Source organism: Jeongeupia wiesaeckerbachi (assembly GCF_050916355.1).
Taxonomy (GTDB): Bacteria; Pseudomonadota; Gammaproteobacteria; order Burkholderiales; family Chitinibacteraceae; genus Jeongeupia; species Jeongeupia wiesaeckerbachi.
This window is the reverse complement of record NZ_CP136946.1, coordinates 1,159,005-1,185,182: the sequence shown is the minus strand read 5'-3', so window position 1 is coordinate 1,185,182 and position 26,178 is coordinate 1,159,005. Positions and strand designations below refer to the sequence as shown.

Below are 26,178 nucleotides of genomic sequence, written 5' to 3'. Positions count from 1 at the left end.
TCAACGTATCCAAACGTAGGTATTTGCTCGGCCCATCCAGTACCGCAAAGAACGATCTCAAATGGCCGATACAGCCGATCTACGACCAGTTTTTGCACGCAGGAAAACGAAAAGCCCCATACGGGGCTTTTCGTTACTGAACTGAACTGGCCAACGCCAGAATCCAGGACAACCGGGGCGAATCCAGAATCTGGCGATATCCGCGGTATCAGATATCGATATTCCGCGCCACCAGCGCGTTCTGTTCAATGAAGTTCCGGCGTGGTTCGACCTGGTCGCCCATCAGCGTGGTGAAAATTTCATCGGCGCTGATCGCGTCGTCGACGCTGACCTTGAGCAGGCGGCGGACGGTGACGTCCATCGTGGTCTCCCACAGCTGCTCGGGGTTCATCTCGCCCAGACCCTTGTAACGCTGGATCGAGACGTTGCGGCGCACTTCGCCGATCAGCCAGTCGAGCGCGTGCTTGAAGGTCGGCGCTTTCTGGTAATTGTCGCCACGGCGCACCTGCGCGTCGGGGCCGAGCAGGCCGGCGAGCGCGGCGGCAGTCTTCTTCAGCTGGGCGTAGTCGCCGCTCTGGACGAAGTCGTCGTCGATGTACTGCATGGTGATCACGCCGTGCAGCTTGCGTTCGATCTTCAGCTGCCTGCCTTCGTCGAGCACGTCGGCAGTGATCGTGAATGCCGGATGCGCCACGGCGGCGGTCAGCCGGGCGGCACCATCCTGCGCTTCGGCCTCGGACCCCAGCGTGATCGGCGCGATCGCCAGCAGCGCCTGCAGGATGCTCGGGTCAAGGAAGCGGCTTTCGCGTTCGATCACCGCTTCGGTGACGAAGTATTGCTTCGCCAATGCTTCGAGCGCTTCGCCGCCGATGCCCGGGCGGCCTTCGCCCGGCAGCAGTTCGGCATCCTTCAGCGCCGCGCGCAGCAGGTGCTGTTTCAGCTCCTGCTCGTCCTTCAGATACGTTTCGCTCTTGCCGTGCTTGAGCTTGAACAGCGGCGGCTGGGCGATGTAGATGTAGCCGCGCTCGACCAGCTCGGGCAACTGACGATAGAAGAAGGTCAGCAGCAGGGTGCGGATGTGCGAGCCGTCGACGTCGGCGTCGGTCATGATGATGATGCGGTGATAGCGCAGCTTGTCGATGTTGAACTCGTCCTTGCCGATGCCGCAGCCGAGCGCGGTGATCAGCGTGCCGACTTCCTGGCTGCCGAGCATCTTGTCGAAGCGCGCGCGCTCGACGTTGAGGATCTTGCCCTTCAGCGGCAGGATGGCCTGGAACTTGCGGTCACGGCCCTGCTTGGCCGAGCCGCCGGCGGAATCGCCCTCGACCAGATAGAGTTCGGACAGCGCCGGATCGCGTTCCTGGCAATCGGCCAGCTTGCCCGGCAGGCCGATGCCGTCGAGGATGCCCTTGCGGCGCGTCAGTTCGCGCGCCTTGCGCGCGGCATCACGTGCCCGCGCGGCATCGACGATCTTGCTGCAGATGATCTTGGCGTCGTTCGGGTTCTCGAGCATGAAGTCGGTCAGCGCCTGGCTGATGACTTCGGACACCACCGGGCCGATTTCGCTCGACACCAGTTTGTCCTTGGTCTGGCTGGAGAATTTCGGGTCGGGCATTTTCACGCTCAGCACGCAGGTCAGCCCTTCGCGCATGTCGTCGCCGCTGGTTTCGACCTTGGCCTTCTTGGCGAACTCGCCCTGCTCGATGTACTGGTTCAGCGTGCGCGTCATCACCTGGCGCAGCGCGGTCAGATGGCTGCCGCCGTCGCGCTGCGGAATGTTGTTGGTGAAGCACTGCACCGATTCCTGATAGGAGTCGTTCCACTGCATCGCCACTTCGACGGTCATGCCGTCTTTTTCGCCGATGGCGTGAAAAATGTGCGGATGCAGCACCGACTTGTTGCGGTTCACGTATTCAACAAAACCGCTGACGCCGCCGGTGTAGTTGAAGTTTTCTTCCTTGCCCTGACGGCGGTCGATCAGCGTGATGTTGACGCCGTTGTTGAGGAAGGACAGTTCGCGGATGCGCTTGGCGAGGATTTCGAAGTGGAACTCGACGACGCCGAAGGTTTCCTCACTGGCCAGGAAATGCACCTCGGTGCCGCGCTTGTCGGTATTGCCGGTAATGGCCAGCGGCTCGACGCGTTCGCCACGGCGGAACTCCATCGCGTGCACATGGCCATCGCGGCGCACGGTCAAGCGCAGCCAGTCGGACAAGGCGTTGACGACCGAGACGCCGACGCCGTGCAGGCCACCAGAGACCTTGTAGCTGTTCTGGTCGAACTTGCCGCCGGCGTGCAGCTCGGTCATGACGATTTCGGCGGCCGAGCGCTTGAACTCGTCGTCTTCCTTGATCGCGGTCGGAATGCCACGGCCGTTGTCTTCGACCGAGATCGAATTGTCGGCATGGATGACGACCTTGATCGTGTCGCAGTGGCCGGCCAGCGCTTCGTCGATGGCGTTGTCGAGCACTTCGAACACCATGTGGTGCAGACCGGTGCCGTCCTGGGTGTCGCCGATATACATGCCCGGGCGCTTGCGCACCGCATCCAAGCCCTTGAGGATGCGGATGCTGTCCGCGCCGTATTCCTGGCTGTTCTGCTCGTTCGGAAGATCGCTCATGTCGTCGTCGTGTCTCTTGAAATGCAAAAAGGCCAGGTTCGCCCTGGCCCGAACCAGCACCGTTGATCAGTGGCTGGTACGAAGCAGAAAAGTGGTCATGCGCAGCGCAATCGCGAAGCACGGCACGCAAGCCCCGGAACGGACTGGATGTCCGTGAGGAGGGCGAGTACCGCGCGACAAGGAGTGGGCAAGCAGGGCCATTTTTATGCGGTCGCTTTAAATACGCATCGGCATGACGATGTATTTAAAGTGCTCATTGTCCGGAATCGTCACCAGCACCGACGAATTCACGTCGCCGAAGCTGAAGTTCAAGGTTTCGGCGCTGAGGTTGGTCAGTACGTCGAGCAGGTACTGGATGTTGAAGCCGATATCCAGCGGCGCGCCCTGATAGGCGACTTCGACTTCTTCCTGCGCCTCTTCCTGCTCGTTGTTGTTGCAGAGGATCTTCAGCAGCCCCTCGGTCAGCACCAGACGCACGCCACGGAATTTCTCGTTCGACAGGATGGCGGCGCGCTGCAGGGACGACAGCAGCGATGTGCGGTCGATGGTCAGCAGCTTGTCGTTGTTCTGCGGAATCACCCGGTTGTAGTCGGGGAACTTGCCGTCGACGACCTTGGAGTGGATGACGATGCTGCCGAAGCTGAACTTGACCTGGTTGCCGGCGATGTCGATCGCGACTTCGTCGTCGACGTCGCCGAGCAGCTTGTACAGCTCGAGGATGGTCTTGCGCGGCAGGATCACTTCGTTCTTGTCGAAGCTGGCCGCCAGTTCGGTCGACGCAAAGCCGAGGCGGTGACCGTCGGTCGCGACCAGCTTCAGGTGCGGGCCTTCGGTGACGACAAACAGGCCGTTCAGATAATAGCGGATGTCCTGATGCGCCATCGCGTACTGGACGCGGCCGAGCAGCGCCTTCAGCTGGCCCTGCGGCATGCGCAGCGTCGCCTTCAGATTGGTGTCGACGGCGAGGGTCGGGAAATCGGCCGCCGGCAGCGTCTGCAGCTGAAAGCGGCTCTTGCCGGCCTTCAGCGTCAGCCGGCCATCGGCCTCTTCAAGGCTGACGACGGTCTTGTCCGGAATCGCGCGCAGGATGTCGGAGAACTTCTTGGCCGAAACGGTAATGGCGAAATCGTCGCCCGAAAAGCCGTCGCGCTGGCTGCTTTCGATCTGGATTTCCAGATCGGTGCCGGTGAACGACAGCGCGTCGCCCGCCTTGCGGATCAGCACATTCGACAAAATCGGCAGCGTGTGACGACGCTCGACGATACCGGTGACCGTGGCGAGCGGTTTGAGCAGCGCATCGCGTTCAGCTTGCAACAGTTGCATGACATCCCATCCGCGAGAAAATTGTTTGAAGTGGAACCGCCGAATTTTACCTTAAATCAGCGGCTTCTGATGCCGGCACAGTGTCAGCTGCGCAGCATCTGCAGCAGCACGCTGTACTGGTGGCCGAGTTCCTGATCGTTCTGCCGCATCTCGTCGATGGTGCGGCAGGCATGCAGCACCGTGGTGTGATCGCGGCCGCCAAAGGCGTCGCCGATGGCCGGCAGGCTCATCTGCGTCAGCTCCTTGGTCAGCGTCATCGCGATCTGCCGCGGCCGGGCGATGTCGCGCGTGCGCTTCTTGCTGTGCATGTCGGCGACCTTGATCTTGTAGAAATCGGCGACGGTTTTCTGGATGTTCTCGACCGAAATCATCCGGTTGCCGGCGGCGAGGATGTCCTTCAGCGCTTCCTTGGCCGCTTCCAGCGTCAGCGGCTGGTTGGTGAAGCGCGAGTACGCCAGCACCCGCTTCAGCGCGCCTTCGAGTTCGCGCACGTTGGAGCGGATGTGCTTGGCAACGAAGAAAGCCACGGTCGAATCGAGCTTGAAGTTCTCGCGCTCGGCCTTCTTCATCAGGATCGCCACGCGCATTTCCAGCTCGGGCGGCTCGATCGCGACGGTGAGGCCCCAGGAGAAGCGCGACGTCAGCCGTTCCTGCAGGCCTTCGATCTCGCGCGGAATCCGGTCCGACGTCAGGATGATCTGCTTGTGGCCTTCGACCAGCGCGTTGAACAGGTAGAAGAATTCTTCCTGGGTCTTGTCCTTGCCGACGAAGAACTGGATGTCGTCGATCAGCAGCAGGTCGAGTGAATGGTAGTAACGCTTGAACTCGTCGAACGCCTTGTGCTGATAGGCCTTGACCACGTCGGTCACGTACTTCTCGGCGTGGATGTAGCGGATTTTCGCGGCCGGATTGCGCTGATGCACCAGGTTGCCGATCGACTGGATCAAGTGGGTCTTGCCGAGGCCGACGCCGCCGTAAACGAACAGCGGGTTGTAGCTTTCACCCGGATGCTCGGCCACCTGCTGCGCCGCAGCGCGCGCCAGCTGGTTGGCCTTGCCGGTCACCAGCGTTTCGAAAGTGAAGTTCGGATTCAGCCGGGTCGTTTCATGATTGGCCGCGGCAGCGGCGATCACCGGTTGCGCCGGCGCCGGATTGGCCGGATTGCTGCTCGAACGGCGCGGCTGCGCCGGCGTGGCGGACACGATGCTGGACGACTGGCTTGGCGCCACCTTGCGCGGGCCGCTGCCGACCTTGAGCGAGATCGTCGGTGCTTCGCCGCCACAGAAACCGGCTGCGGCCTCCTCGATCAGGCCGAGGAAACGATCGCGGATGAACTGCAGGAAAATCTGGTTCGGAACGATCAGATGCAGCGCGTCATCTTTGGGCTCGGCCACTAGCGGGCGGATCCAGATGCGGAACTGGTCGGCGCCAAGGCGGCCTTCAAGTTCGGTCAGGCAGTGGGCCCAGCAATTTTCGAGCGCAGACATAGGAGCAGGGGCCAGCCTCGCGACAATAGCAGGCCACGCCGGAACTCAAATTCAGGCGGGCAGCCGGTGCGAAGCCGATGGCAGGATGGTGGTGGATTGGCTGAATTCTACCCTGAGCCGGCAAAGTTATCCACAGGTATCCCACAGACACGTCCGACGAAAGGGTTGACAAGACCTTGGCTTTATTGTGGAATCAATGGTTTACTGTCGATTTAGTCCGCTCAGGAATTCTAGTCATGAAACGTACTTTCCAGCCGTCTACCATTCGCCGCAAGCGCACCCACGGTTTCCGCGCCCGCATGAAAACCAACGGCGGTCGCAATGTGATCGCTGCGCGCCGCGCCAAGGGCCGCGCTGTCCTGTCGGCTTAAGCAGACCGGAAGCGCCGGCATGGCGCCCGCTCTTCGCTACGGCTTCCCGCGGGTACTGCGCCTGCTGAAAACGGATGATTATTCATCCGTTTTTAGTTTGCGCTCGTCGGCGAGCAACGATTATTTCCAGGTGCTGGCGCGGCCGAACGGCTTGACGCACGCACGCCTTGGCATGGTCGTCGGCCGCAAGACCGACAAGCGCGCGGTGGTACGCAACTACATCCGCCGCAGCACGCGCGAGGTCTTCCGGTTGCATGCCGCCGAACTCGCCGGGCTCGATCTGGTCGTCCGTTCACGCAAGGCCTTCGGCCGCAAAGAGGGCGAGGCCGCCAGAGAGGCGCTGCTGAAGCTGTTCCTCAAGCAACGCGCCCGTCATGCGCAGCCGGGATGATGGCGTCGATGCTCAAGGCACTTGCAATCGGCCTGATCCGCTTCTACCAGTTGTGCATCAGCCCGCTGATCGGTCCCCGCTGCCGCTATACGCCAAGCTGCTCGCATTACGCGAGCGAGGCAATTGTTAAACATGGCGTTGCGCGCGGCGGGTGGCTTACAATTCGCCGGCTTTGCCGCTGCCATCCCTGGGGCGGCTGCGGTCACGACCCCGTCCCCTGACTTCCCGAGTACACGATGGACACCAAAAGACTGATTCTCTTCATCGCGGTCTCGTTCGGCATTCTCTTCTTCTGGCAGAAGTGGATGGAGAAACGATATCCGCAGCTGAATACGCCACCGGCGGCGAGTGCCCCGGCCACGGCGGGCGCCGCACCGGCCGCCCCGCAAGTGGAAACCGGCAAGCTCGCCAACGGCACGCGGATCACGGTGAAGACCGATCTGCTGACCGCCGAAATCGATAGCAACGGCGCCGATCTGCGCAAGGTCAGCCTGAACAAGTACGGCGCGACGCTGGATCCGGCCAAGCCCTTCGTGCTGCTCGAAGACGACGGTGCCCACACCTATGTGGCGCAAACCGGCCTGATCGGCGACGGCCTGCCGACGCACAAGAGCACCTTCACCGCGGCACAGACGAGCTACGCGCTCGCCGACGGTCAGGACAAGGTCGACGTGCGACTCGAGGCCGCCGGCCCCGAAGGCGTCAAGGTCGCGAAGATCTACACCTTCAAGCGCGATTCCTACGTCGTCGACGTCCGCTATGAGATCGTCAACGGCGGCAGCAAGCCTTTGACCGCGCAGGCCTACTACCGGCTGCTGCGTGACGGCAAGTCGCCGGAAGGCACCAGCACCGGCATGTTCGGTACGCACACCTTCACCGGTCCGGCCGTCTATACCGACGCCGGCAAGTTCCAGAAGGTCGACTTCGCCAAGCTCGACAAGAACGAAGCGGACTACCAGAAATCGGCCAAGGACGGCTGGGTCGCCATGGTGCAGCATTACTTCACCAGCGCCTGGATCGCTTCGCCGAAGGACAAGCCGGGCATCTGCGGCGACACCGCCTGCAGCTACGAGCTGAAGGCCGTGCCGGGCGGACTGTATTCGGCCGGCGTCGTCGCCGCGCTGCCGCAGATCGCGCCGGGCGCCAAGTTCGACAAGACCGTCGAGCTCTTCGTCGGCCCGCAGGAAACCCGCGTGCTCGACCAGATCGCGCCGGGCTTCGACCTCGTCAAGGACTACGGCATCTTCACGATCTTCGCCAAGCCGCTGTTCTGGGTGCTCGACCAGATCCACAAGGTCGTCGGCAACTGGGGCTGGGCGATCATCCTGCTGACCATCATGATCAAGGCGCTGTTCTACCCGCTCGCCGCGACCAGCTACCGTTCGATGGCGAAGATGCGCAAGCTCGCGCCGCGCATGGAGCAGCTGAAGGAGCGTCACGGCGACGACAAGATGAAGTTCCAGCAGGCCGTGATGGAGATGTACAAGACCGAGAAGGTCAATCCGCTCGGCGGCTGCCTGCCGATGCTGGTACAGATCCCGGTGTTCATCGCGCTGTACTGGGCGCTGATCGCCGCGGTCGAGCTGCGCCAGGCACCGTGGGCGCTGTGGATTCACGACCTGTCGGCCAAGGATCCGTACTTCGTGCTGCCGGTGCTGATGGCGGTGTCGATGTTCATCCAGCAGCAACTGAGCCCGCCGCCGCCGGATCCGATGCAGGCGAAGATGATGAAGATCATGCCGCTGGTGTTCAGCGTGTTCTTCCTGTTCTTCCCGGCCGGCCTGGTGTTGTACTACGTGGTCAACAACTGCCTGTCGATCGCCCAGCAGTGGTACATCACCCGCAAGGTCGAAAACGAAGACAAGCTCGCGAAGAATTCGTGACGTTTTTCGTGAACAAGAAAAAGCCGCCCTCGGGCGGCTTTTTTCATGGCGACAGCCGGCTCAGGGCAGCGACAGCATCAGGTCGTCACCTTCGCGCTGCAAGGTCACGCCGCTGAAATCGGCGATACGCGCAATGACGCCGGCTTGCATCGGCACGTGATCGCCGACGATCACCACCCGGCAACCGGCCGCCAGACCCGCGGCGACGCCGGCGGCGGCATCCTCGAAAACGATGCAGTCCTGCGGCGCGATGCCAAGCGCCGTGGCCGCCTTCAGATACGGCTCCGGCGACGGCTTGCCCTGGCTGACGTCCTCGGCCACCACGGCCACGCCGGGCCAGGGTAGTGCTCCCAGCCTGAAGCGCGTTTCGGCCACTTCACGCCCGGCCGACGTGACCAGCGCCCAGCGCGCCGCCGGCAGCGCCGCCAGCAATTCGGCAACGCCGGGGCGAACCGTCGCCTCGCCGGCAAATTCGATTTCCAGTGCATCCAGGGTCGCCGCCTCGGTCGCCGCGTCGAGATGCGGCGCGACCTTGGCCAATACATATTCGGATGTACAACCGTGGCAGATATCCAGCACGGTCTGCGGCTCGATGCCGTGGTCGGTGCACCAGCGAATCCAGCCTTTCTCGACGCCCGGGGTCGAATCGACCAGCGTGCCGTCCATATCGAGCAGCAAGGCCTTGGTATGAAAAATCGTCATGAACCTCTCCGTCAAAACGCAAGCGTAATGCGCTTCGATGCAGGCGGCATCGTCAAGCAGCGCAACATTCTCTACAATCAGCTCAAACTGGCTGGCAGGTTTCAACGGTGCTGATACGCGAACATCTGGATTACCCGAGGGAACAGCACTGGCGGCTCGAATACCTCGACGTCGAGCAGTTGCCGTTCCAGTGGCACTACCACCCCGAATTCGAGCTGACGCTGACCCGCCATGCCAGCGGCGTGCGCTACATCGGCAGCGACGTCGAAGCGTTCGGCGAACTCGATCTGGCGCTGGTCGCGCCGAATCAACCGCACACTTGGCACGCTCAAGCGCGCGACGACGGCCGCCATCACGAGGTCGAAGTCATCCAGTTCACCGCCGGCTGGTTCGGCAACGTCGCCACCTTGCTGCCCGAACTCGACGCGATCGCGCGCTGGCTCGGCGACATCAACGCCGGCCTGGTTTTTGGCGCGCGAAGCGCGACTGCCGCGGCGCCGCTGTTCGGCGCACTGCGGCAGGCCAGCGGCCCGGCGCGGCTGCAAGCCTTGCTGGGCCTGCTCGAGCAATTGCGCCTGGCCGCCGATGTACGCCGGATCGGCGCCGTCGTCACGCCGCCGCCGGACGAACCGCGGCTGGCTGCCGCGCTCGACCACCTGTACCGGCACTATCGCGAACCGGTCCGCCTGGCCGAGCTGGCCCGCGCCGCCAGCACCAGCGTCGCGACGCTGAAGCGGCTGTTCGCCCTGCAGCCGCTCGGCAGCGTCAGCGCTTACCTGGCCGAGCTGCGCATCGGCCATGCCTGCGACCTGCTGATCAACACCCGGCTACCGGTCGAGATCGTCGCCCAGCAGAGCGGCTTCCCCAGTCCGGCGCAGTTTTACCGGCTGTTCGCCCGCCACAAGGCGACGACGCCGGCGGCGTTCCGCCGCCATTACCACTTGCGCGACGGCCGCAAGACCAGCCCGTATCATCACGCCCATCCAGACTGAGAGCCTGTTCAATGTCTTTTCGCCGCAGCGCCGGGCCGGAAAAAGGTCAGGCACAAGGCGTGCGACGCAGGCAATAAACAGTTATTTCCAAGGAGCACAACACAGTGAATGACCTTTTTCCGGCCCGGCCCTTTGGGTTCGGGGCATTGCCGGCGGCCCGCGACGTTGCAAATCGCTTGCGGTACCCGTACCGCAGCGCGTTTTGCGCCTTGCTGGCCGTTCGGCTCTGCCCCGAACGCTGTGGCGAAAAGACATTGAACAGGCTCTGAGACCATCATGACTACATCCGAACTGATCGCCGCCGTCGCCACCGCCCCCGGACGCGGCGGCGTCGGCGTCATCCGCCTGTCCGGCCCCGGCCTGCCGGCGCTGACGCAGGCGCTGATCGGCCGTCAGCTGAAACCGCGCCACGCCCATTTCGCCCGCTTCAGGGCGGCCAATGGCGCCGTGCTCGACGAAGGCATCGCGCTGTGGTTTCCGGGGCCGAACTCGTTCACCGGCGAGGACGTGCTCGAGCTGCAGGGCCATGGCGGCCCGGTGGTGCTGAAGATGCTGCTGAACCGCTGTATCGAACTCGGCGCCCGCCACGCCGAGGCCGGTGAATTCAGCAAGCGGGCCTTCCTGAACGGCAAGCTCGATCTGGCGCAGGCCGAGGCCGTCGCCGACCTGATCGACGCGCAGTCCGAGGCCGCCGCACGCTCGGCGCTCAAATCGCTCGATGGCGCTTTCTCGCGCGAAGTCCACCAGCTCGTCGACCAGCTGATCACCTTGCGCATGCTGGTCGAGGCGACACTCGATTTCCCCGAGGAGGACATCGATTTCCTCGAAGCCGCCGACGCCCGCGGCAAACTGGGCGGCATCGCCGCACAACTGCAGGCGGTGCTGGCGACGGCGACGCAGGGCAAGCTCTTGCGCGAAGGCGCGCACATCGTGCTGATCGGCCAGCCCAATGTCGGCAAATCCAGCCTGATGAACGCGCTGGCCGGCGAAGACGTCGCCATCGTCACCGACATCGCCGGCACCACCCGCGACACGGTGCGCGAGCTGATCCAGCTCGACGGCGTGCCGGTCCACATCATCGATACCGCCGGCCTGCGCGACACCGACGATGTGGTCGAGAAGATCGGCATCGAACGCACCTGGGCGGCGATCGGGCGTGCCGATCTGGCGCTGCTGCTGCTCGACAGCCGCGAAGGCGTTACCGCGCACGACCAGGCGATTCTGGCGCAGCTGCCGGCAACGCTGCCGGTGCTGCGCGTGTTCAACAAGATCGATCTGACCGGCGAAGCCGCCGGCGCCGATGACGCCATTCGCGTGTCGGCCAAGGCCGGACTCGGACTGGCCGCGCTGCGGCAGCAGTTGCTCGCGCGCGTCGGCTGGCAGGGCGAGGGCGACGCGGTGTTCATCGCCCGTGAACGTCACCTCGATGCGATCCGCCGTGCCCAGGATCATCTGGATCACGCCAAGGCGGCGTATCTGCAGATCGAGCTGTTTGCCGAGGAATTGCGGCTGGCACAAAACGCCTTGAGCGAAATTACCGGCGCGTTCACGTCCGATGACCTGCTGGGCGTCATTTTCAGTCGGTTTTGCATCGGAAAATAAACGACAAATAAGCGCATTTAACGACTTAATATCATTAGATACACACAGATAATCGAATGATTGACGATTTTTCAACAATGCATTTTAAGCGACGTTGGCCGCAGATCGATCAAAATCGCCAAAACACCGTTCAAGTGTCACTCGCAGGCATCGACAGAAATTTGCACCTGTGCGCTGAATAATCCGCCTTCTGCTAAACCCACCGGCTTGCTAGACTCGCCGCATCCAATGTTTCACGTGAAACCATGAGCACGCCACGCTACGACGAATCCGCGGTCAAGGTCCTCAAGGGCCTCGATCCGGTCCGGCATCGGCCGGGGATGTACACCCGTACCGACAATCCGCTGCACATCTGCCAGGAAGTCATCGACAACGCCGCCGACGAGGCGCTCGGCGGCTACGCCAAGTCCATCCGGGTCACGCTATGGCGCGACCAGAGCCTGCGCGTCAGCGACGACGGCCGCGGCATTCCGGTCGGCATCCATCCGGAAGAGGGCGTGCCGGCGGTGCAACTGGTGTTCACCCAGCTGCATGCAGGCGGCAAGTTCGACAAGAAGGACGGCGGTGCCTATGCCTTCTCGGGCGGCCTGCACGGCGTCGGCGTGTCGGTGACCAATGCGCTGTCGACGCGGCTTGAAGTCGAAGTCAAACGCGACGGCGCCCTGCACCGGATCGTCTTTGCCGGCGGCGACGTGATCGAACCGCTGGCGGTGACCGGCAATGCCGCGAAGAAGGACACCGGCACCACGGTGACCGTGAAGCCGGACCCGCAGTACTTCGATTCACCGGTGATTCCGCCGGCCGAACTCGAACATCTGCTCAAGTCCAAGGCGGTGCTGCTGCCGGGCCTGGTCGTCAGCCTCGACATCGAGCAGGCCAACGGCGAGTTCCTGCGCCGCGAATGGACGTATCCGGACGGCCTGACCGGCTATCTGACCGAACAGCTCGCCGGCTACGACACCCTGACGCCGATCCTGCGCGGCGAAAAGTACGCCGCCGACGGCGACGAGACGTTCGCACCGGGCGAAGGCTGCGCGTGGGCGTTCACCTGGAGCCTCGAAGGCCCGGTCAACCGCGAATCGTATGTGAACCTGATTCCGACGCCGGCCGGCGGCACCCATGAATCGGGACTGCGCGACGGCGTGTTCCAGGCGGTGAAGACCTTTATCGAGTTCCACAGCCTGCTGCCCAAGGGCGTCAAGCTGCTGCCCGAAGACCTGTTCGGCCGCTGCTCCTTCGTGCTCAGCGCCAAGGTGCTCGACCCGCAATTCCAGGGCCAGACCAAGGACAAACTCACCAGCCGCGACAGCCTCAAGCTGGTGTCGACGATGGTCAAATCGCCGTTCGAGCTGTGGCTGAACCAGCACGTCGAACTCGGCAAGAAGCTCGCCGAACTGTGCATCCGCGCCGCGCAAAGCCGGCAGAAGGGTGCGCAGAAGGTCGAGAAGAAGAAGTCGTCCGGCGTCGCCGTGCTGCCGGGCAAGCTGACCGATTGCGCCTCGGACGAGAGCGAGCGTTGCGAGCTGTTCCTGGTCGAAGGCGATTCGGCCGGCGGCTCGGCCAAGCTGGGCCGCGACAAGGACTTCCAGGCCATCCTGCCGCTGCGCGGCAAGGTGCTCAACACCTGGGAAGTCGACAAGGACCAGATCTTCGCCAACAACGAAGTTCACGACATCGCCGTCGCCATCGGCGTCGACGCGCACGGCCCGCAGGACAAGCCGGACCTGTCCGGGCTGCGTTACGGCAAGATCATCATTATGTCCGACGCCGACGTCGACGGCTCGCATATCCAGGTGCTGCTGCTGACGCTGTTCTACCGGCATTTCCCCAAGCTGATCGACCACGGCCATGTCTACGTCGCCCAGCCGCCGCTATACCGCGTCGACGTGGCCGGCAGCGGCAAGCAGAAACCGCCGCGCAAGTTCTACGCGCTCGACGATGGCGAACTCGGCGCCGTGCTCGACAAGCTGCGTGCCGAGAAAGTCCGCGAAGGTGCCTGGAGCATTTCGCGCTTCAAGGGCCTCGGGGAAATGAACGCCGAACAGCTGTTCGAAACGACGATGAATCCGGACACGCGCCGGGTGCTGCGCGTCGGCATCGCCGACGACGTGTCGCTGAACACGCGCGAGCTGATGAATATGCTGATGGGCAAGGGCGAAGCCAGCAGCCGCCGCGCCTGGCTCGAGGCGCGCGGCAACGAAGTCGAAGCCGACCTCTGAGTCCCGGCCATCGCGACGACAACGCCCCGTTCGCGGGGCGTTTTGCCGTGCCGGGCCGAGCAGATGAAACGGCAGCGCCATCGCAGCAATCCCGGTTTCATGCTCGCAGCGATGGCATGGACACAAGCCGCAACACGCGACCGGCTGACAACCCGCAGAGCTCACCGGTCTTTGACCGCGTCTACGTTCAGGGCGCCTTCATCCGGCTGAACCACGGCGCAGTGGGATGATCAAACGGTTCCGCGTCGCCGATATCGCCAGACACACAGCCGACGATGGCTTGCCCGACGCCGGCCCCGCGGCAGCGACCGAACACGGGCCGCATCGCGGCAAAGTCGTCGTGGCCGGCACGCTTTCAAATCTCTATGCCGAAACAACCATGATTGAAATCCGTCCAGCAGCGACCGCCGACGCCCCCGCGCTGGCAACGCTATTGCATGAATCGGTACGCCGGGCCGGCCGCGCCGCGTACAGCGAGGAAGAATGCGCCGCATGGTCGCCATCGACGCCCGAGCCAACGCGCCTGGCGATGGCGATGGCGATCGTCGATCCTGCAGGGGTGTTTCTGCTTGCCGTCGACGCCGGCCTCATCGTCGGCTTCGGCAATCTCGGGCCGACGCCGGATCACCTCGACATGCTCTACGTGCGCCATGACCGGATCGGTCAGGGCATCGGCTCGCTGCTGATTGCCGCGCTCGAAGCCGAAGCGCGCATACGCGGTGCGTTGCTGCTGTGTACCGAGGCCAGCCGGCTGCTGCGGCCCAGGCTGGTCAGGCTCGGTTACACGCAGCTCGAGGCCGAATGGGTCGAGCGCCAGGGCGTACGGATCGAGCGTTTCCGGATGATGAAATCCCTCTCCGCCCCGGCAGGGGAGGGTCAGCCGAGCGCCGAAATCGCGTCGTGATCGCCGTCGCGCCAGCGCCGGACCAGATCAGCGTCATGGCCGGCCGGCAGCGGCGCCGACGGGTCGATCAGCGAACGGAACAGCTGCTGCCGTGCCGCGAGCCCTGCAAAGCGCCGGCCGATATCGTCGGCCTGCTGCGCCGACTGCAGGCTGGCCTGCGAGACGCTGGTGGCTTCGTCGCTGAGCGCCGCAAGATCCGCGCTGGCTTCGCCGACCTGAACCAGGCTGGCGTTGACCTCGGCGGCCAGCGTGGCGATGCCGTCGCGTGCATCGCCGGTCCGCTGGCGAATGGCACCGACGATGCCGGTGATTTCGCTGGTCGCGGAACCGGTGCGCTCGGCCAGCTTGCGCACCTCGTCGGCGACCACCGCGAAACCGCGGCCGGCTTCACCGGCACGCGCGGCCTCGATGGCGGCATTCAGCGCCAGCAGATTGGTCTGATCGGCGATTTCCTTGATCATCTGCACGAAGCGGGTGATGTCCGACGACTGGCCGTCGAGGGCGTCAATGTCGTCGCGACAGCGTACGGTGGTCGTATCCAGCCCGGCCAGTCGTTCGCGCGCCGCAGCGACGGCCGTGGCGCCGTGCGCGGTCCTTTGCATCAGGCTGCCGGCCTGTTCGCGCAAGGCCGACGCGTCGTCAGCCACACCGGCCAGCAACTGAGCGACTGTCGCCATGCCCTTGTCGTGCTGCGTCAGCACCGGCGCAAGCCGCACGAGCGGCGGCTCGGCACGAACCGGGGTGATCTGGCTCAGGAAGGTCGTATCGCGGTCGTGCTTGTCGACCAGCGCCTTGAGCCGTACATTCTCGGCCCGCAACGCGCGCACTTCGTCCTGCAGCGCCGTGTGTCCGTTCTTGCTGCCGAACCATTCGCCCAACCCCATATCGCCTCCATTTTCTTACTGCACACGTGCAGCTTGCCTGTACACCAATCCGAGCGTCAGTATGCCGCGACCGTCATGCCTGATGCATCAGGGACGACTGATACTGTTGTCCAATCGGCGACAACGCGTCCAGCAAGCGAACGGCGGGCAAGCTGGGGATATCGCCAAGTCTGACCCGGCCTCGACGGCCGTAACATGACATCAAAATTAACATAAGCTTTCTTGCTCAGGATTTAGATTCCACCACTGGAATGTCGGCCTGATCCGCTTCGGAATGATCCATGAACAAACTCATTGTCACCGGCGCCGCACTTGCCGCCATTGCCGCCGCCGCTGCCTGGTATTTCAACCAGCCGCAGCCGACCGCGGTTGCGGTCGCCGAGCCGGCCAAGCCGCAACGCACGCTGCGCATCGCGCTCGAAGGCAAATACCCGCCGTTCGAACATCTGGACGACAACAAGCAGCTCGCCGGTTTCAACATCGACATCGCCAACGCCCTGTGTACGCAAATGAACGCCCGGTGCGAATTCAAACGCTACGACTGGGATCAGCTGATCCCGGTGCTGAGCCGTGGTGATGCCGACGCGATCATCTCGTCGATGTCGATCACGCCCGAGCGTGAAAAGCAGGTGTTGTTCACCGACGTCTATACCCGGGTACCGGGCGCCTACATTGCCCGCAAGGATCAGCACATCGTCTGGCCGGTGCTGACCGCCGAGCGCCTGCGCGACAAGACCGTCGGCGTCGCCGCCGACACCACGTTTGCCGACTACCTCAAGCACGAAATCGAGCCGGGCCACGTCAAGGTCGAGCGCTTCGCGTCGGCCGAAGACAGCTTCACCGCGCTTGAAGCGGGCAAGATCGGCGTCGTGTTCGGCGACAGCGCCGTGCTGACCGATTTCCTGCGCAAGCCCGGCCACGCCGCGCAGTTCGAAATCGTCGGCGGCAAGGTGCAGGGCAGCCGCTGGCTGGGGCAGGGCGAAGCAATCGCCTTGCCGGCGGGCAAAACGGCGCTGCGCGACGAATTCAATACCGCTTTGCGCGCGCTGATCGCCAACGGCACGCATGCGCAGCTGCAGAACCGCTACTTCGTGTTCCGGGTGCTCGAACAGTAAGCGCCTGTTCACGAACGTTTCACGTGGAACGTTCGTGAAACGACGGCGGCCATCGGGCTACAATGCGCTCTGACCGAATCATCCCAGTGCCATCCATGTCCGATTTCGACGCACAGCCCGTCCCAGAAACCCTGACCGCCGACGACGGCGGCAACCGTCGCTACATCAGCGCCGCCGTCTCGGCCCAAGCCCCCGACGACGGCGAATCGGTGCAGCTTGGCCTGTACGCCGAGCGCAGCTATCTCGAATACGCGATGAGCGTGGTCAAGAGCCGCGCGCTGCCGCAGGTCGAGGATGGCCAGAAACCGGTGCAGCGCCGGCTGCTGTACGCGATGCACGAGATGGGGCTGACGGCGACGTCCAAGCCGGTGAAGTCGGCACGGATCATTGGTGACGTACTGGGTAAATTCCACCCGCACGGCGACCAGTCGGCCTATGACGCGCTGGTGCGGATCGCGCAGGACTTCTCGCTGCGCTACCCGCTGGTTGACGGTCACGGCAACTTCGGCTCGCGCGACGGCGACGGTGCCGCCGCCTATCGCTACACCGAAGCGCGGCTGAGCCCGATCGCCGAACTGCTGCTGTCCGAACTCGACGCCGGTACCACCGACTTCATCCCGAACTACGACGGCGCCTTCGACGAACCGGTGCTGCTGCCGGCGCGGCTGCCGATGCTGCTGCTCAACGGCGCGTCGGGCATCGCCGTCGGCATGGCGACCGAAATCCCGCCGCACAATCTCGGCGAGGTCGCCGATGCGGCAATCGCGCTGATCAGGCAACCGGGCCTCGACACCGCCGCGCTGCTCGAATACATCCAGGGGCCGGATCTGCCCGGCGGTGGCCAGATCATCTCGGCCAAGAAGGACATCGTTGCCGCGTATGAAAACGGCCGTGGCAGCCTGAAGACCCGCGCCCGCTGGGAAAAGGAAGAGCTTGCACGCGGCCAGTGGCAGATCGTCGTCACCGAGCTGCCGCACGGCACCTCGTCGCAGAAGGTGCTCGAAGAGATCGAGGAGCTGACCAATCCGAAGATCAAGAAGGGCAAGAAGGCGCTGACGCAGGAGCAGGATCAGACCAAGAAACTGCTGCTGTCGGCGCTCGACCGCGTCCGCGACGAATCGGGCAAGGATCAGCCGGTGCGGCTGGTATTCGAGCCCAAGTCGTCACGACAGAACGCCGACGACCTGATGACCCAGCTGCTTGCGCACACCTCGCTCGAAACCAATCTGTCGATCAATATCGTCGCGATCGGCCGCGACGGCCGGCCGGGGCAGAAGAGCCTGCGCGACCTGATTGCAGAGTGGATCTCGTTCCGCTTCGACACGGTACGCCGTCGCACCGAACACCGGCTCGGCAAGGTCAACGACCGCATCCACATCCTCGAAGGCCGGATGGTCGTTTTCCTGAACATCGACGAGGTGATCCGCATCATCCGCGAATCGGACGAACCGAAGGCTGCGCTGATCGCGCGCTTCAATCTGTCCGACCGGCAGGCCGAAGACATTCTCGAAATCCGCCTGCGCCAGTTGGCACGGCTCGAAGGCATCCGGATCGAGCAGGAACTGGCCGATCTCATGACCGAGAAGGAAGGCCTCGAACACCTGCTTGGCAATGCCGCAGCGATGCAGAAACTGATCGTCAAGGAGATCGAAGCCGACCGCAAGAAGTTCGCCGACCCGCGCCGCACGCTGATCGAGGAAGCCGAGAAGGCGGTGATCGAAGTCTCGGTCGTCGACGAAGCGACGACGCTGATCCTGTCCGAGAAAGGCTGGATGCGCTCGCGTCAGGGCCACGGCATCGACCTCGCCAGCCAGAGCTTCAAGGACGGCGACAAGCTGCTGGCAGCGATCGAATGCCGCACCGTCGACAACGTCGCACTGATCGCCTCCGACGGCCGCGTCTATACGATCCAGGCCGCCGTGGTGCCGGGCGGCCGCGGCGACGGCGTGCCGGTGACCACGCTGGTCGAACTCGCAGCCAAGAGCCGCATCGTCCAGCTGTTTACCGCCGCCGGCGACGAATGGCTGGTGATCGCCAACTCGTCGGGCTACGGCTTCGCCTGCCAGTTCGACAATCTCTTGAGCCGCCAGAAGGCCGGCAAGAGCTTCGTCAGCGTCGACGATGGCGAAACCATCCTCAAGCTGGCGACCTTTGTTCCACGTGAAACATCGCTGGTCGCCTGCCTGTCCAAGGCCGGCAAACTGCATCTGTTCCCGTACAGCGAATTCAAGCAACTCGCCGGCGGCGGCCGTGGCGTGATCACGATGGCGCTCGACGACAAGGACGAACTCGCCGGCATCACCGTCTGCGATGGCGAGACGCTCAAACTCACCGGTGCCGGACGCGGCGGCAAGACCACCGAGCTGATCCTCGACGCCAACGGCATGGCGCCCTATGTCGGCAAGCGCGCGCGCAAGGGCAAACCGATCGCGCTCAAGCTGCCGGGCTTCTGATGCCACTCGCACCGCAGCTCGCCGCCCTGTGGTCTTCGCTCGGCATCGAAGAGGCCGTCATTGCCGCCAAGCGGCTGACGATCTACGACGAAGCCGATGCGCTGATGATCGCCGAAATCGGCGACGACGGCCGCGAATGGCGGCTGGCGCCCGCTGCGTGCAGTGCCTGGTGTGCGATGCGCCAGGCGGCTGCCGACGACGGCGTGCTGCTGCGGATCGCCTCGGCGTGGCGCGGCATCGGGCGCCAGGGCGACCTGATCCGCAGCAAACTGGATCGCGGCGAAACCATCGCCGACGTGCTCGAACGGCTAGCGCCACCGGGCTGCAGCGAACATCACACCGGCCGCGCCGTCGACGTCTACGAACCGGGCGGACCGGTGCTGGAAGAGGCGTTCGAGACCACCGCGGCGTTTGCCTGGCTGCAAGCCAATGCCGGCCGCTTCGGCTTTGCGCTGTCTTTCCCGCGCGGCAATCCGAACGGCTATATCTACGAGCCGTGGCACTGGTGCCATCAGCCATGAAAAAAGCCGGCATCTGCCGGCTTTTTTGCGATCAGACTTCGCCGATGAAGTCCATCTTGCCGAGCGGCACACCGTTGTGGCGCAGGATGTTGTACGTCGTCGTCAGGTGGAAATAGACGTTCGGCAAAGCAAAGTTCAGCAGGTAGAACTCACCCCGCATCGGATGATCGGCCATCCACGGCAGCGTGATCGTCTTGCCGGCGGTATCGTCAAGCGCGTCGGCCGGAATCGTTTCCAGATAGGCCAGCACCGCGCCGATGCGTTCGCGCAGCTCGGCAATACTCGTTTCGCCATCGTCGAATTTCGGCGGGGTGATGCCGGACAGCCGGCCGATGCTGCCCTTGGCCTGATCGGTGGCAATCTGCACCTGCTTGAGCAGCGGGTGCATATTCGGGAACAGCCGGCTTTGCAGCAGCACCGTCTCGTCGATCTGCAGCTCGCTGCAATAGTCGGCGGCACGGTCGAGCAGGTGCGACAGATTGCCGAGCAGGCGCACATAGACCGGCACGGACAGCTGAAAATAGCTCAGGGACATGAAAACGCCTCGGACGTGGACCCGTGGTCCAAATGGATGGGGAGCTTCATGTTAGCCCGGAAGGGCCGGGCGTTCAGCCCAGATTGAGCCGTTCCAGGCTGTCGGCAGCGGCGCCCCAATGCCGGGTCTCGACCAGCCGGGCCGCCAGCGCATCGGCGCAAGCCTCGGCGTCGTTGACCCCGGTATCGACGTTGAGGTCATACACCCAGTCAGCGTGCACCCGCGGCGCCTCCCAGGCGGCCAGACCCGACGCACGATCGCCGCGTGCCGACTCTCGCGCACCGGCGATATCGGGATCGCAGTGCACGGCGATCAGCACGATGGCGTAGCCGGCCAGCTCGGTCAGCAGTTCGCGTTTCTCGTCGCGTTCGCACCAGCCGTTGTCGATGATCAGCCGGTTGCCGGCCTGCAGCAAACCCGGCAGACAGAAATGGTAGCCGCGCACCAGCGTCGCCCAGTCATAGCCGGCGCGCGTGATTGCTTCGCCACGACACATCCGCTGCCAGTCCGATTGCGGCAGTGCCGCCAGCACCTGGTCGATGCCGAAGTACAGATACTGCTCGGGCAACCTTTCCTGCAGCGCCCGCGCCAGCGACGACTTGCCGGCCGAACTGCAACCGTTGAGTACGATGACCTGCGGCAACATCAGAGCACCGGCAGACAGAGGTCGATATGACCATCGCCGAAGCAGGAACGGTAACGTTCGACCCGCGGCCGGACCGGGTCCGGCGTCAGGCCGGCGAGCGGCAGCCACACCTGCATCAGGTCGCGCCAGCGCGGGCCGATATCATCGGTGGGGCCGTAGAAACTAAACACCGCCCAGCGGCCCCCGGGCAAACGGCACTCGCCATAACCGCGCGGAATCCGCGTCGCCTCTTCGATCTGTACCGCGGAATCGTAGCGCCGCCGACCGGCCGGTGTCGTACCCGGATCGTTCCAGATCAGCCCGTACCAGAAGTCCCTGTCGAGCTGGTTGCGGTGACAGAAATTGCCGAACTGGATCCACATTTCGTTCAGGTGCGGACCGTAGTCGCCGACCTCGCGCTGGTACAGGCAACGCATCGCCGGCCAATCCTCGATGGCGATCTTCGCGGCAATCTCGTCGAACGACCAGACGTAGTCGGCGGCGGTACCTGCGACCCGGCCACCGGGCCGGTAGCTCTTGGGGCCCAAGGTCTGCTTCAGCCAGTCGCGCGTCTCGGGCTCGCCCTTGCGCCAGGCGCTCGGGGTGAAGCCGAACTCGCGGTGGAAGGCACGACTGAAGGTGGCCGCCGACGAAAAACCGACCTGGCGTGCGACTTCACCGATCGGCAGATGCGGCGCCCAGTGCAGCAGCGATGCGGCGGTCTCGAGCCGGGTCTTCCACAGGAAAGCCTGCGGCGTGGTGTTGTAGCGGTTCTGAAACCGCCGGACCAGATACCACGGCGAGTAATGTGCGGCGTCGGCCAGATCGGCCAGCGTCAGCGGCGACGCCATTTCGCGCACCATCCGGTCGACCGCGCGCTCCAGCCGCGGGCACGGAATCAGCCGGTGCGGCTGACGGGACACGACGGGAATGTAATTCGGTACGGGAGCGTTCATCGCGGTCATCCTTGCCGGCCCGGAGAGGCCGGTAGCCTCTAGGATGCCGCAAGCGCCGCCGAACGACTAGCCCGCCGGACATTGTTCCACGTGAAACGGCGGGCTATTCCTTGGCGTCTTCGTCGTGGCTGCGCGCCCAGAACATCCGGTCCGGCAGCATCTGGCCCATGCCGGGACGAAAGGCGTGCTTGAGCGTCTGCCAGGTGTATTCCTGCGCATCGCGGACCGCCTGGCCCAGCTCGACGCCATTGGCCAGCGCACCGGCGATCGCCGCCGCCAGCGTCGCGCCGGCGCCATGGAAACGTCCGGGCAAGCGATCCCAGCTGTCGGTCCGCATCCGGCCGTTCTGGCTGAACAAGGCGTTGTTGATCTTCGGCGTCTGCGCCTGCGCGCCGGTGATCAGCACGTATTCGCAACCGAGCTGGATGATGCGGTTGGCCGCAGCGTCGAGCGGCAGGTCTTCCTGCTCGTCGGCATCGTCGCTCGCCAGTAGTCGTGCCTCGTGCTGGTTCGGCGTGACGATCAGCGAGTGCGGCACCAGCAGTTCGCGCAAGGCGGCGATGTATTCGTCGGCCGCCATGTCGTCGCCGTGACCGCGTGGCATCACCGGATCGAGGATCAGCGGTACATCCGGATAATCGGCGGCGATCTCGGCGAGCACCGTCAGACCCTCGACACTGCCGACCATGCCGACCTTGATCGCGTCGACTTCGGCGTCCTCAAGCACATAGCGCGCCTGGTCGTGCAACCACTCGGGATCGACCGGCTGAAACTCCTGCAATCCGGCGCTGTCTTGCACGGTAAGCGCGGTAATGACCGGCAGCGCATGGCAGCCGAGCGCCGCCAGCGTCAGCAGATCGGCCGACATGCCGCCACCGCCCGACGGATCATTGGCGGCAAAGGTCAGCACGAGCGGAGGGGCGGCATTCATGGGGGGTCGGAACCGATTGGGGTAGAATTCCGATTCTAAACGACGCGAAGGGCGCGACCTGATGAAAAAGTATATGTGTTTGATTTGCGGCTTCATTTATGACGAAGCCGAAGGCCGTCCCGAAGACGGCATTGCCCCGGGTACACCGTGGGATGACGTGCCGCCGAACTGGACCTGCCCGGACTGTGGTGCACGCAAAGACGATTTTGAAATGATCGAGATCTGAGTCCGGACCGGCACGCCGGCCCGAATCCGCCGAGACACTGTATGAAACGCCAACTCACCGCGATCGTCATCGCCGCAGCCGTCGTGCTCGGCGGCTGCCAGCAGGTCAGCACCACCGGCAGCGGGGCGACCAACATCACCCGCAAGCAGAGCATGAGCATGCTGCTGTCGGAAAAGGACGTCGAACAGATGTCGGCGCAGGCCTACGTCGAGACGCTGAACGAGGCCAAGGGCAGCGGCAAGCTCAATACCGATGCGGCAATGACCCGGCGCGTGCGCAGCATTGCCGACCGGCTGATTCCGCAGACCGCGGTATTCCGCCCCGACGCGCTGAAGTGGCAGTGGGAAGTCAACGTCGAGCAGAGCAAGGAGCTGAACGCCTACTGCATGGCCGGCGGCAAGATCATGTTCTATTCGGGCATCATCACCCAGCTCAAGCTGACCGACGACGAAATCGCCCAGATCATGGGCCACGAGATCGCCCATGCGCTGCGCGAGCACGCACGCGAGCGGATGGGCAGCGAATACAGCAAGCAGATCGCCATGCAGGGCATTTCCATCCTCACCGGCGGCAAGTACGACGCGCTGCTGGGCATGGGCGACCAGTTGATCGCCGTCGGCTACAGTCTGCCGAACAGCCGCGAGCACGAGTCCGAAGCCGACATCATGGGGCTCGAACTCGCTGCCCGCGCCGGCTACAAGCCGCAGGCGGCGGTGACGCTGTGGCAGAAAATGGCCGCGGCATCGCAAGGCGGCTCGCCGGAATTCCTGTCGACCCACCCGTCGTCGAACACACGGATCCGCGATCTGCAGGCACAGATCCCCAAGGTCGAGCCGCTGTATGAGGCGGCACAGGCACAGTACGGCGGCAAACGCTGATGCTCTGGTTAAAGGCACTGCACATCATCTTCGTCACCAGCTGGTTTGCGGGGCTGTTCTACCTGCCGCGATTGTTCGTCAACCACGCGATGGCGAGCGAACCGGCCGAGATCGCCCGGCTGGCGCTGATGGAACGCAAGCTCTTGCGTTTCATGACGCCACTGGCCGTCTTGGCGCTCGGCTTCGGCCTGGCGACGTGGGCCAGCTACGACTTCTACGCCGGCCCGGGCTGGCGCTGGATGCATGCCAAGCTGATGCTGGTGGCGCTGCTGATCGGCTATCACGGCTGGTGCTTCAAGCTCGCTCGCGACTTCACCGCTAGCCGCAATACCCGCAGCCATCGCTGGTACCGCGTATTCAACGAGCTGCCGGTGCTGGCGCTGGCCGCCATCGTCATCCTTGTCGTCGTCAAACCGTTCTGAGGACCAGTATGGCAATCGAAATCGAACGCAAATTCCTGCTGGCTTCCGAGACCTGGCGCAGCGCCGTGACGACATCGACGCGGATCGCCCAGGGCTATCTGTGCACCGATCCCGAACGCACCGTGCGCGTGCGCCTGAAGGGCGAGGCCGGCTTCCTGACCATCAAGGGCAAGAACGAGGGCATCGCCCGCGCCGAGTTCGAATACCCGGTTCCGGCCGGTGACGCCGCGGCGATGCTGGTGCTGTGTCCGAACGTCGTCGACAAGACCCGGCATCTCGTTCCCATCGGTACGCAACTGTGGGAGATCGACGAATTCCACGGCGACAACGCCGGGTTGATTGTCGCCGAAATCGAACTGCCGTCGGTCGACGCCGCCTTCGAGCATCCCGACTGGCTTGGCGCCGAAGTCTCCGCCGATCCGCGTTACTTCAACAGCGCGTTGTCCGAGCAGCCATACCGCCGCTGGTAAGCGCAATACGCCATCCCGCCGGCGCCATTCCGACGGTTGGTGTCGCGGTGCATCGCCTGCGGACAGATTCGCCGCACCAATACTTTCACCGTGATCGTGATCACGGCCCTGCAAGGATTGCCATGACCCTGAACGAACAACTCTTCGACGCCGCGCAGAAACACATCCCCGGCGGCGTCAATTCACCGGTGCGCGCCTTCGGCTCGGTCGGCGGCACGCCACGCTTCTTCACCAAGGGCGAAGGCGCCTACGTCTGGGACGCCGACGGTCAGCGCTATATCGACTATGTCGGCTCCTGGGGGCCGCTGATCCTCGGCCACGCGCATCCCAAAGTGCTCGAAGCGGTGATCGCCGCCGCCCGCGACGGTCTCAGCTTCGGCGCGCCAACGCAGCGCGAAGTCGAACTCGCCGACCTGCTGTGCGAGATGCTGCCGTCGATGCAGCAAGTACGACTGGTGTCGAGCGGTACCGAAGCGACGATGAGCGCGATCCGGCTCGCGCGCGGCTTCACCGGCCGCGACAAGCTGGTCAAGTTCGAAGGCTGCTATCACGGCCACGCCGACAGCCTGCTGGTGAAAGCCGGCTCGGGGCTGCTGACCTTCGGCAACCCGTCGAGCGCCGGCGTGCCGGCCGCGGTCGCCGCCGATACCATCGTGCTGCCGTATAACGATGTTGCCGCCTTGGAAACGCTGTTCGCCGCAGAAGGCGACAAGATCGCCGCCATTATCGTCGAACCGGTTGCCGGAAACATGAATCTGGTCCAGCCTTCGGCGGCCTTTGTCGCCGCGATGCGCAAGCTGACCGAAGACCACGGCGCGGTGCTGATCTACGACGAAGTGATGACCGGCTTCCGCGTCGGCCTCGGCTGCGCCCAGGGCCTGCACGGCATCACGCCGGACCTGAGCTGCCTCGGCAAGGTCGTCGGTGGCGGCATGCCGCTGGCAGCCTTCGGCGGCCGCGCCGACATCATGGCCAAGCTGGCACCGCTCGGTCCGGTCTATCAGGCCGGCACGCTGTCGGGCAACCCGGTCGCCGTCGCCGCCGGCCTCGCCACGCTGCAGGCGATCCGCCAACCGGGCTTCTTCGACGCCCTCGGCGTCAAGACCGCCGCGCTGGCCGACGGCCTGAGCGCTGCCGCGCGTGACGCCGGCGTCGCCTTCTCGGCGCAAAGTGTCGGCGGCATGTTCGGCGTCTACTTCAGCGCCACCCCACCGCACTCGTTCGCCGACGTGATGGCGTCGGACCGTGCTCGTTTCAACGCCTTCTTCCATGCCATGCTGGCCGAAGGCGTTTACCTCGCGCCATCGGCATTCGAAGCCGGCTTCGTTTCCGCCGCACATACCGACGCCGACATCGCCGCCACCGTCGCCGCAGCAGCCCGCATCCTCGCCGGCTGATCAGCCCCCAAAGGTCGCCGTGCAACGCGGCGACCTTGCTGCCATCGGTCAGGCGGTGAACGGCAAGCGATACCGGCAATTCGCCGCTGAGCCCCCGGAATCATTCAGTTTCATGCTGACTAATCAGGTCAGTACCTGATGGTAAATCACCGGATCACGCCCCAACGCGCTTCTGGGCTATAACGCCAACACCTCTGCTGAATTCCTCTGTCAGTCAGTACCATCGGTAGCTGGTTTCATACCGGTTATCCGGGATCAGGCGCATCCCGAA

At 64.1% G+C, this 26,178-nt stretch carries 24 protein-coding genes and 1 pseudogene; 16 read left to right on the top strand and 9 right to left on the bottom strand.

Translation table 11 applies throughout. The annotated features are described in order from the left end of the window. Positions 1-208 precede the first annotated feature (208 nt). The 3 genes from gyrB to dnaA all read right to left on the bottom strand — a co-directional run bounded on the left by gyrB (position 209) and on the right by dnaA (position 5,430). Positions 209-2,620, bottom strand: a complete 2,412-nt coding sequence (gyrB, locus tag R0382_RS05860; protein WP_432723175.1) for a DNA topoisomerase (ATP-hydrolyzing) subunit B — start codon at positions 2,618-2,620, stop codon at positions 209-211. Positions 2,621-2,836: 216 nt separating this feature from the next. After that, on the bottom strand, positions 2,837-3,943 hold the full coding sequence (gene dnaN / locus R0382_RS05855; protein WP_432723173.1) for a DNA polymerase III subunit beta: 1,107 nt from the start codon (positions 3,941-3,943) through the stop codon (positions 2,837-2,839). An 83-nt stretch (positions 3,944-4,026) separates the two neighbouring features. Beyond that, the gene (gene dnaA, locus R0382_RS05850) at positions 4,027-5,430 is read right to left on the bottom strand and encodes a chromosomal replication initiator protein DnaA (RefSeq protein ID WP_432723171.1); all 1,404 of its coding nucleotides are present in this window, start codon (positions 5,428-5,430) and stop codon (positions 4,027-4,029) included. Between the two features lie 236 nt (positions 5,431-5,666). On the opposite strand from dnaA, the gene rpmH reads away from it, so the two are divergent. Genes rpmH through yidC form a run of 4 tightly spaced genes read left to right on the top strand, consistent with a single transcriptional unit; the run spans position 5,667 to position 8,075 of the window. Beyond that, complete coding sequence (gene rpmH, locus R0382_RS05845; RefSeq protein ID WP_432723169.1) at positions 5,667-5,801, top strand: 50S ribosomal protein L34; 135 nt, start codon at positions 5,667-5,669, stop codon at positions 5,799-5,801. 19 nt (positions 5,802-5,820) lie between these two features. Further along, entirely contained in the window at positions 5,821-6,192 is a 372-nt protein-coding gene (gene rnpA, locus R0382_RS05840; protein WP_432723167.1) for a ribonuclease P protein component, read from the top strand. Continuing rightward, positions 6,192-6,413 carry a membrane protein insertion efficiency factor YidD gene (gene yidD / locus R0382_RS05835; RefSeq protein ID WP_432723166.1) on the top strand — a complete coding sequence of 74 codons (222 nt, stop codon included), beginning with the start codon at positions 6,192-6,194 and terminating at the stop codon, positions 6,411-6,413. Before rnpA ends, yidD begins: the two co-directional genes overlap by 1 nt. A gap of 15 nt (positions 6,414-6,428) precedes the next feature. Then, positions 6,429-8,075 carry a membrane protein insertase YidC gene (yidC, locus tag R0382_RS05830; RefSeq protein ID WP_432723164.1) on the top strand — a complete coding sequence of 549 codons (1,647 nt, stop codon included), beginning with the start codon at positions 6,429-6,431 and terminating at the stop codon, positions 8,073-8,075. A gap of 60 nt (positions 8,076-8,135) precedes the next feature. Here the strand turns inward: yidC and R0382_RS05825 are convergent, their stop codons facing one another. Beyond that, the gene (locus R0382_RS05825; protein WP_432723162.1) at positions 8,136-8,777 is read right to left on the bottom strand and encodes an HAD-IA family hydrolase; all 642 of its coding nucleotides are present in this window, start codon (positions 8,775-8,777) and stop codon (positions 8,136-8,138) included. Positions 8,778-8,884: 107 nt separating this feature from the next. Between R0382_RS05825 and R0382_RS05820 the strand changes: the two genes are divergently transcribed. The 4 genes from R0382_RS05820 (at position 8,885) to R0382_RS05805 (ending at position 14,494) form a co-directional block, all read left to right on the top strand. Further along, on the top strand, positions 8,885-9,769 hold the full coding sequence (locus R0382_RS05820; protein ID WP_432723161.1) for a helix-turn-helix domain-containing protein: 885 nt from the start codon (positions 8,885-8,887) through the stop codon (positions 9,767-9,769). A 276-nt stretch (positions 9,770-10,045) separates the two neighbouring features. Beyond that, entirely contained in the window at positions 10,046-11,371 is a 1,326-nt protein-coding gene (gene mnmE, locus R0382_RS05815) for a tRNA uridine-5-carboxymethylaminomethyl(34) synthesis GTPase MnmE (RefSeq protein WP_432723159.1), read from the top strand. Positions 11,372-11,616: 245 nt separating this feature from the next. Beyond that, positions 11,617-13,590, top strand: coding sequence for a DNA topoisomerase IV subunit B (gene parE, locus R0382_RS05810; protein WP_432723158.1), 1,974 nt, complete (start codon positions 11,617-11,619; stop codon positions 13,588-13,590). A gap of 226 nt (positions 13,591-13,816) precedes the next feature. After that, positions 13,817-14,494: a GNAT family N-acetyltransferase gene (locus R0382_RS05805; RefSeq protein ID WP_432723156.1), complete on the top strand. Its 678-nt coding sequence runs from the start codon at positions 13,817-13,819 to the stop codon at positions 14,492-14,494. On the opposite strand, the pseudogene R0382_RS05800 reads toward R0382_RS05805, so the two are convergent. Continuing rightward, a pseudogene (locus tag R0382_RS05800) lies at positions 14,467-14,955 on the bottom strand (methyl-accepting chemotaxis protein); the annotation flags it as partial. The gene R0382_RS05805 and the pseudogene R0382_RS05800 overlap by 28 nt on opposite strands. A 704-nt stretch (positions 14,956-15,659) precedes the next feature. Between R0382_RS05800 and R0382_RS05795 the strand changes: the two are divergent. The 3 genes from R0382_RS05795 to R0382_RS05785 all read left to right on the top strand — a co-directional run bounded on the left by R0382_RS05795 (position 15,660) and on the right by R0382_RS05785 (position 19,467). Further along, complete coding sequence (locus R0382_RS05795; protein ID WP_432723155.1) at positions 15,660-16,493, top strand: transporter substrate-binding domain-containing protein; 834 nt, start codon at positions 15,660-15,662, stop codon at positions 16,491-16,493. A gap of 95 nt (positions 16,494-16,588) precedes the next feature. Then, on the top strand, positions 16,589-18,946 hold the full coding sequence (gene parC / locus R0382_RS05790; protein ID WP_432723153.1) for a DNA topoisomerase IV subunit A: 2,358 nt from the start codon (positions 16,589-16,591) through the stop codon (positions 18,944-18,946). Beyond that, complete coding sequence (locus tag R0382_RS05785; RefSeq protein ID WP_432723151.1) at positions 18,946-19,467, top strand: M15 family metallopeptidase; 522 nt, start codon at positions 18,946-18,948, stop codon at positions 19,465-19,467. Before parC ends, R0382_RS05785 begins: the two co-directional genes overlap by 1 nt. A gap of 31 nt (positions 19,468-19,498) precedes the next feature. On the opposite strand, the gene R0382_RS05780 is transcribed toward R0382_RS05785, so the two are convergent. From R0382_RS05780 to thiD, 4 genes are all read right to left on the bottom strand, one after another. Continuing rightward, the gene (locus R0382_RS05780) at positions 19,499-20,002 is read right to left on the bottom strand and encodes a DUF1993 domain-containing protein (protein ID WP_432723149.1); all 504 of its coding nucleotides are present in this window, start codon (positions 20,000-20,002) and stop codon (positions 19,499-19,501) included. A 73-nt stretch (positions 20,003-20,075) separates the two neighbouring features. Further along, positions 20,076-20,648, bottom strand: coding sequence for a chloramphenicol phosphotransferase CPT family protein (locus tag R0382_RS05775; RefSeq protein WP_432723147.1), 573 nt, complete (start codon positions 20,646-20,648; stop codon positions 20,076-20,078). Beyond that, positions 20,648-21,583, bottom strand: coding sequence for an AraC family transcriptional regulator (locus R0382_RS05770; RefSeq protein WP_432723145.1), 936 nt, complete (start codon positions 21,581-21,583; stop codon positions 20,648-20,650). The genes R0382_RS05775 and R0382_RS05770 overlap by 1 nt, the downstream gene beginning before the upstream one ends. 103 nt (positions 21,584-21,686) lie before the next feature. Further along, positions 21,687-22,514: a bifunctional hydroxymethylpyrimidine kinase/phosphomethylpyrimidine kinase gene (thiD, locus tag R0382_RS05765; RefSeq protein WP_432723143.1), complete on the bottom strand. Its 828-nt coding sequence runs from the start codon at positions 22,512-22,514 to the stop codon at positions 21,687-21,689. Between the two features lie 73 nt (positions 22,515-22,587). Between thiD and R0382_RS05760 the strand changes: the two genes are divergently transcribed. From R0382_RS05760 to hemL, 5 genes are all read left to right on the top strand, one after another. Then, positions 22,588-22,740, top strand: a complete 153-nt coding sequence (locus tag R0382_RS05760; protein WP_432723141.1) for a rubredoxin — start codon at positions 22,588-22,590, stop codon at positions 22,738-22,740. A gap of 41 nt (positions 22,741-22,781) precedes the next feature. Then, positions 22,782-23,618 (top strand): M48 family metallopeptidase, encoded by an 837-nt coding sequence (locus R0382_RS05755; protein ID WP_432723140.1) that lies wholly within the window; start codon positions 22,782-22,784, stop codon positions 23,616-23,618. Continuing rightward, positions 23,615-24,040, top strand: coding sequence for a CopD family protein (locus tag R0382_RS05750; RefSeq protein WP_432724129.1), 426 nt, complete (start codon positions 23,615-23,617; stop codon positions 24,038-24,040). Before R0382_RS05755 ends, R0382_RS05750 begins: the two co-directional genes overlap by 4 nt. Before the next feature lie 8 nt (positions 24,041-24,048). Further along, positions 24,049-24,510: a CYTH domain-containing protein gene (locus R0382_RS05745; protein ID WP_432723138.1), complete on the top strand. Its 462-nt coding sequence runs from the start codon at positions 24,049-24,051 to the stop codon at positions 24,508-24,510. A 122-nt stretch (positions 24,511-24,632) separates the two neighbouring features. Beyond that, on the top strand, positions 24,633-25,907 hold the full coding sequence (gene hemL, locus R0382_RS05740) for a glutamate-1-semialdehyde 2,1-aminomutase (RefSeq protein WP_432723136.1): 1,275 nt from the start codon (positions 24,633-24,635) through the stop codon (positions 25,905-25,907). Positions 25,908-26,178 lie beyond the last annotated feature (271 nt).

Coding starts and splice junctions, on each gene's coding strand:
- rpmH (WP_432723169.1), top strand. CDS start 5,667: ATGAAACGTACTTTCCAGCCGTCTACCATTCGCCGCAAGCGCACCCAC.
- R0382_RS05745 (WP_432723138.1), top strand. CDS start 24,049: ATGGCAATCGAAATCGAACGCAAATTCCTGCTGGCTTCCGAGACCTGG.
- thiD (WP_432723143.1), bottom strand. CDS start 22,514: ATGAATGCCGCCCCTCCGCTCGTGCTGACCTTTGCCGCCAATGATCCG.
- R0382_RS05770 (WP_432723145.1), bottom strand. CDS start 21,583: ATGAACGCTCCCGTACCGAATTACATTCCCGTCGTGTCCCGTCAGCCG.
- dnaN (WP_432723173.1), bottom strand. CDS start 3,943: ATGCAACTGTTGCAAGCTGAACGCGATGCGCTGCTCAAACCGCTCGCC.
- R0382_RS05795 (WP_432723155.1), top strand. CDS start 15,660: ATGAACAAACTCATTGTCACCGGCGCCGCACTTGCCGCCATTGCCGCC.
- R0382_RS05775 (WP_432723147.1), bottom strand. CDS start 20,648: ATGTTGCCGCAGGTCATCGTACTCAACGGTTGCAGTTCGGCCGGCAAG.
- dnaA (WP_432723171.1), bottom strand. CDS start 5,430: ATGTCTGCGCTCGAAAATTGCTGGGCCCACTGCCTGACCGAACTTGAA.
- R0382_RS05780 (WP_432723149.1), bottom strand. CDS start 20,002: ATGTCCCTGAGCTATTTTCAGCTGTCCGTGCCGGTCTATGTGCGCCTG.
- yidD (WP_432723166.1), top strand. CDS start 6,192: ATGGCGTCGATGCTCAAGGCACTTGCAATCGGCCTGATCCGCTTCTAC.
- mnmE (WP_432723159.1), top strand. CDS start 10,046: ATGACTACATCCGAACTGATCGCCGCCGTCGCCACCGCCCCCGGACGC.
- R0382_RS05755 (WP_432723140.1), top strand. CDS start 22,782: ATGAAACGCCAACTCACCGCGATCGTCATCGCCGCAGCCGTCGTGCTC.
- parC (WP_432723153.1), top strand. CDS start 16,589: ATGTCCGATTTCGACGCACAGCCCGTCCCAGAAACCCTGACCGCCGAC.
- hemL (WP_432723136.1), top strand. CDS start 24,633: ATGACCCTGAACGAACAACTCTTCGACGCCGCGCAGAAACACATCCCC.
- yidC (WP_432723164.1), top strand. CDS start 6,429: ATGGACACCAAAAGACTGATTCTCTTCATCGCGGTCTCGTTCGGCATT.
- rnpA (WP_432723167.1), top strand. CDS start 5,821: ATGGCGCCCGCTCTTCGCTACGGCTTCCCGCGGGTACTGCGCCTGCTG.
- R0382_RS05825 (WP_432723162.1), bottom strand. CDS start 8,777: ATGACGATTTTTCATACCAAGGCCTTGCTGCTCGATATGGACGGCACG.
- R0382_RS05785 (WP_432723151.1), top strand. CDS start 18,946: ATGCCACTCGCACCGCAGCTCGCCGCCCTGTGGTCTTCGCTCGGCATC.
- parE (WP_432723158.1), top strand. CDS start 11,617: ATGAGCACGCCACGCTACGACGAATCCGCGGTCAAGGTCCTCAAGGGC.
- R0382_RS05760 (WP_432723141.1), top strand. CDS start 22,588: ATGTGTTTGATTTGCGGCTTCATTTATGACGAAGCCGAAGGCCGTCCC.
- R0382_RS05805 (WP_432723156.1), top strand. CDS start 13,817: ATGATCAAACGGTTCCGCGTCGCCGATATCGCCAGACACACAGCCGAC.
- gyrB (WP_432723175.1), bottom strand. CDS start 2,620: ATGAGCGATCTTCCGAACGAGCAGAACAGCCAGGAATACGGCGCGGAC.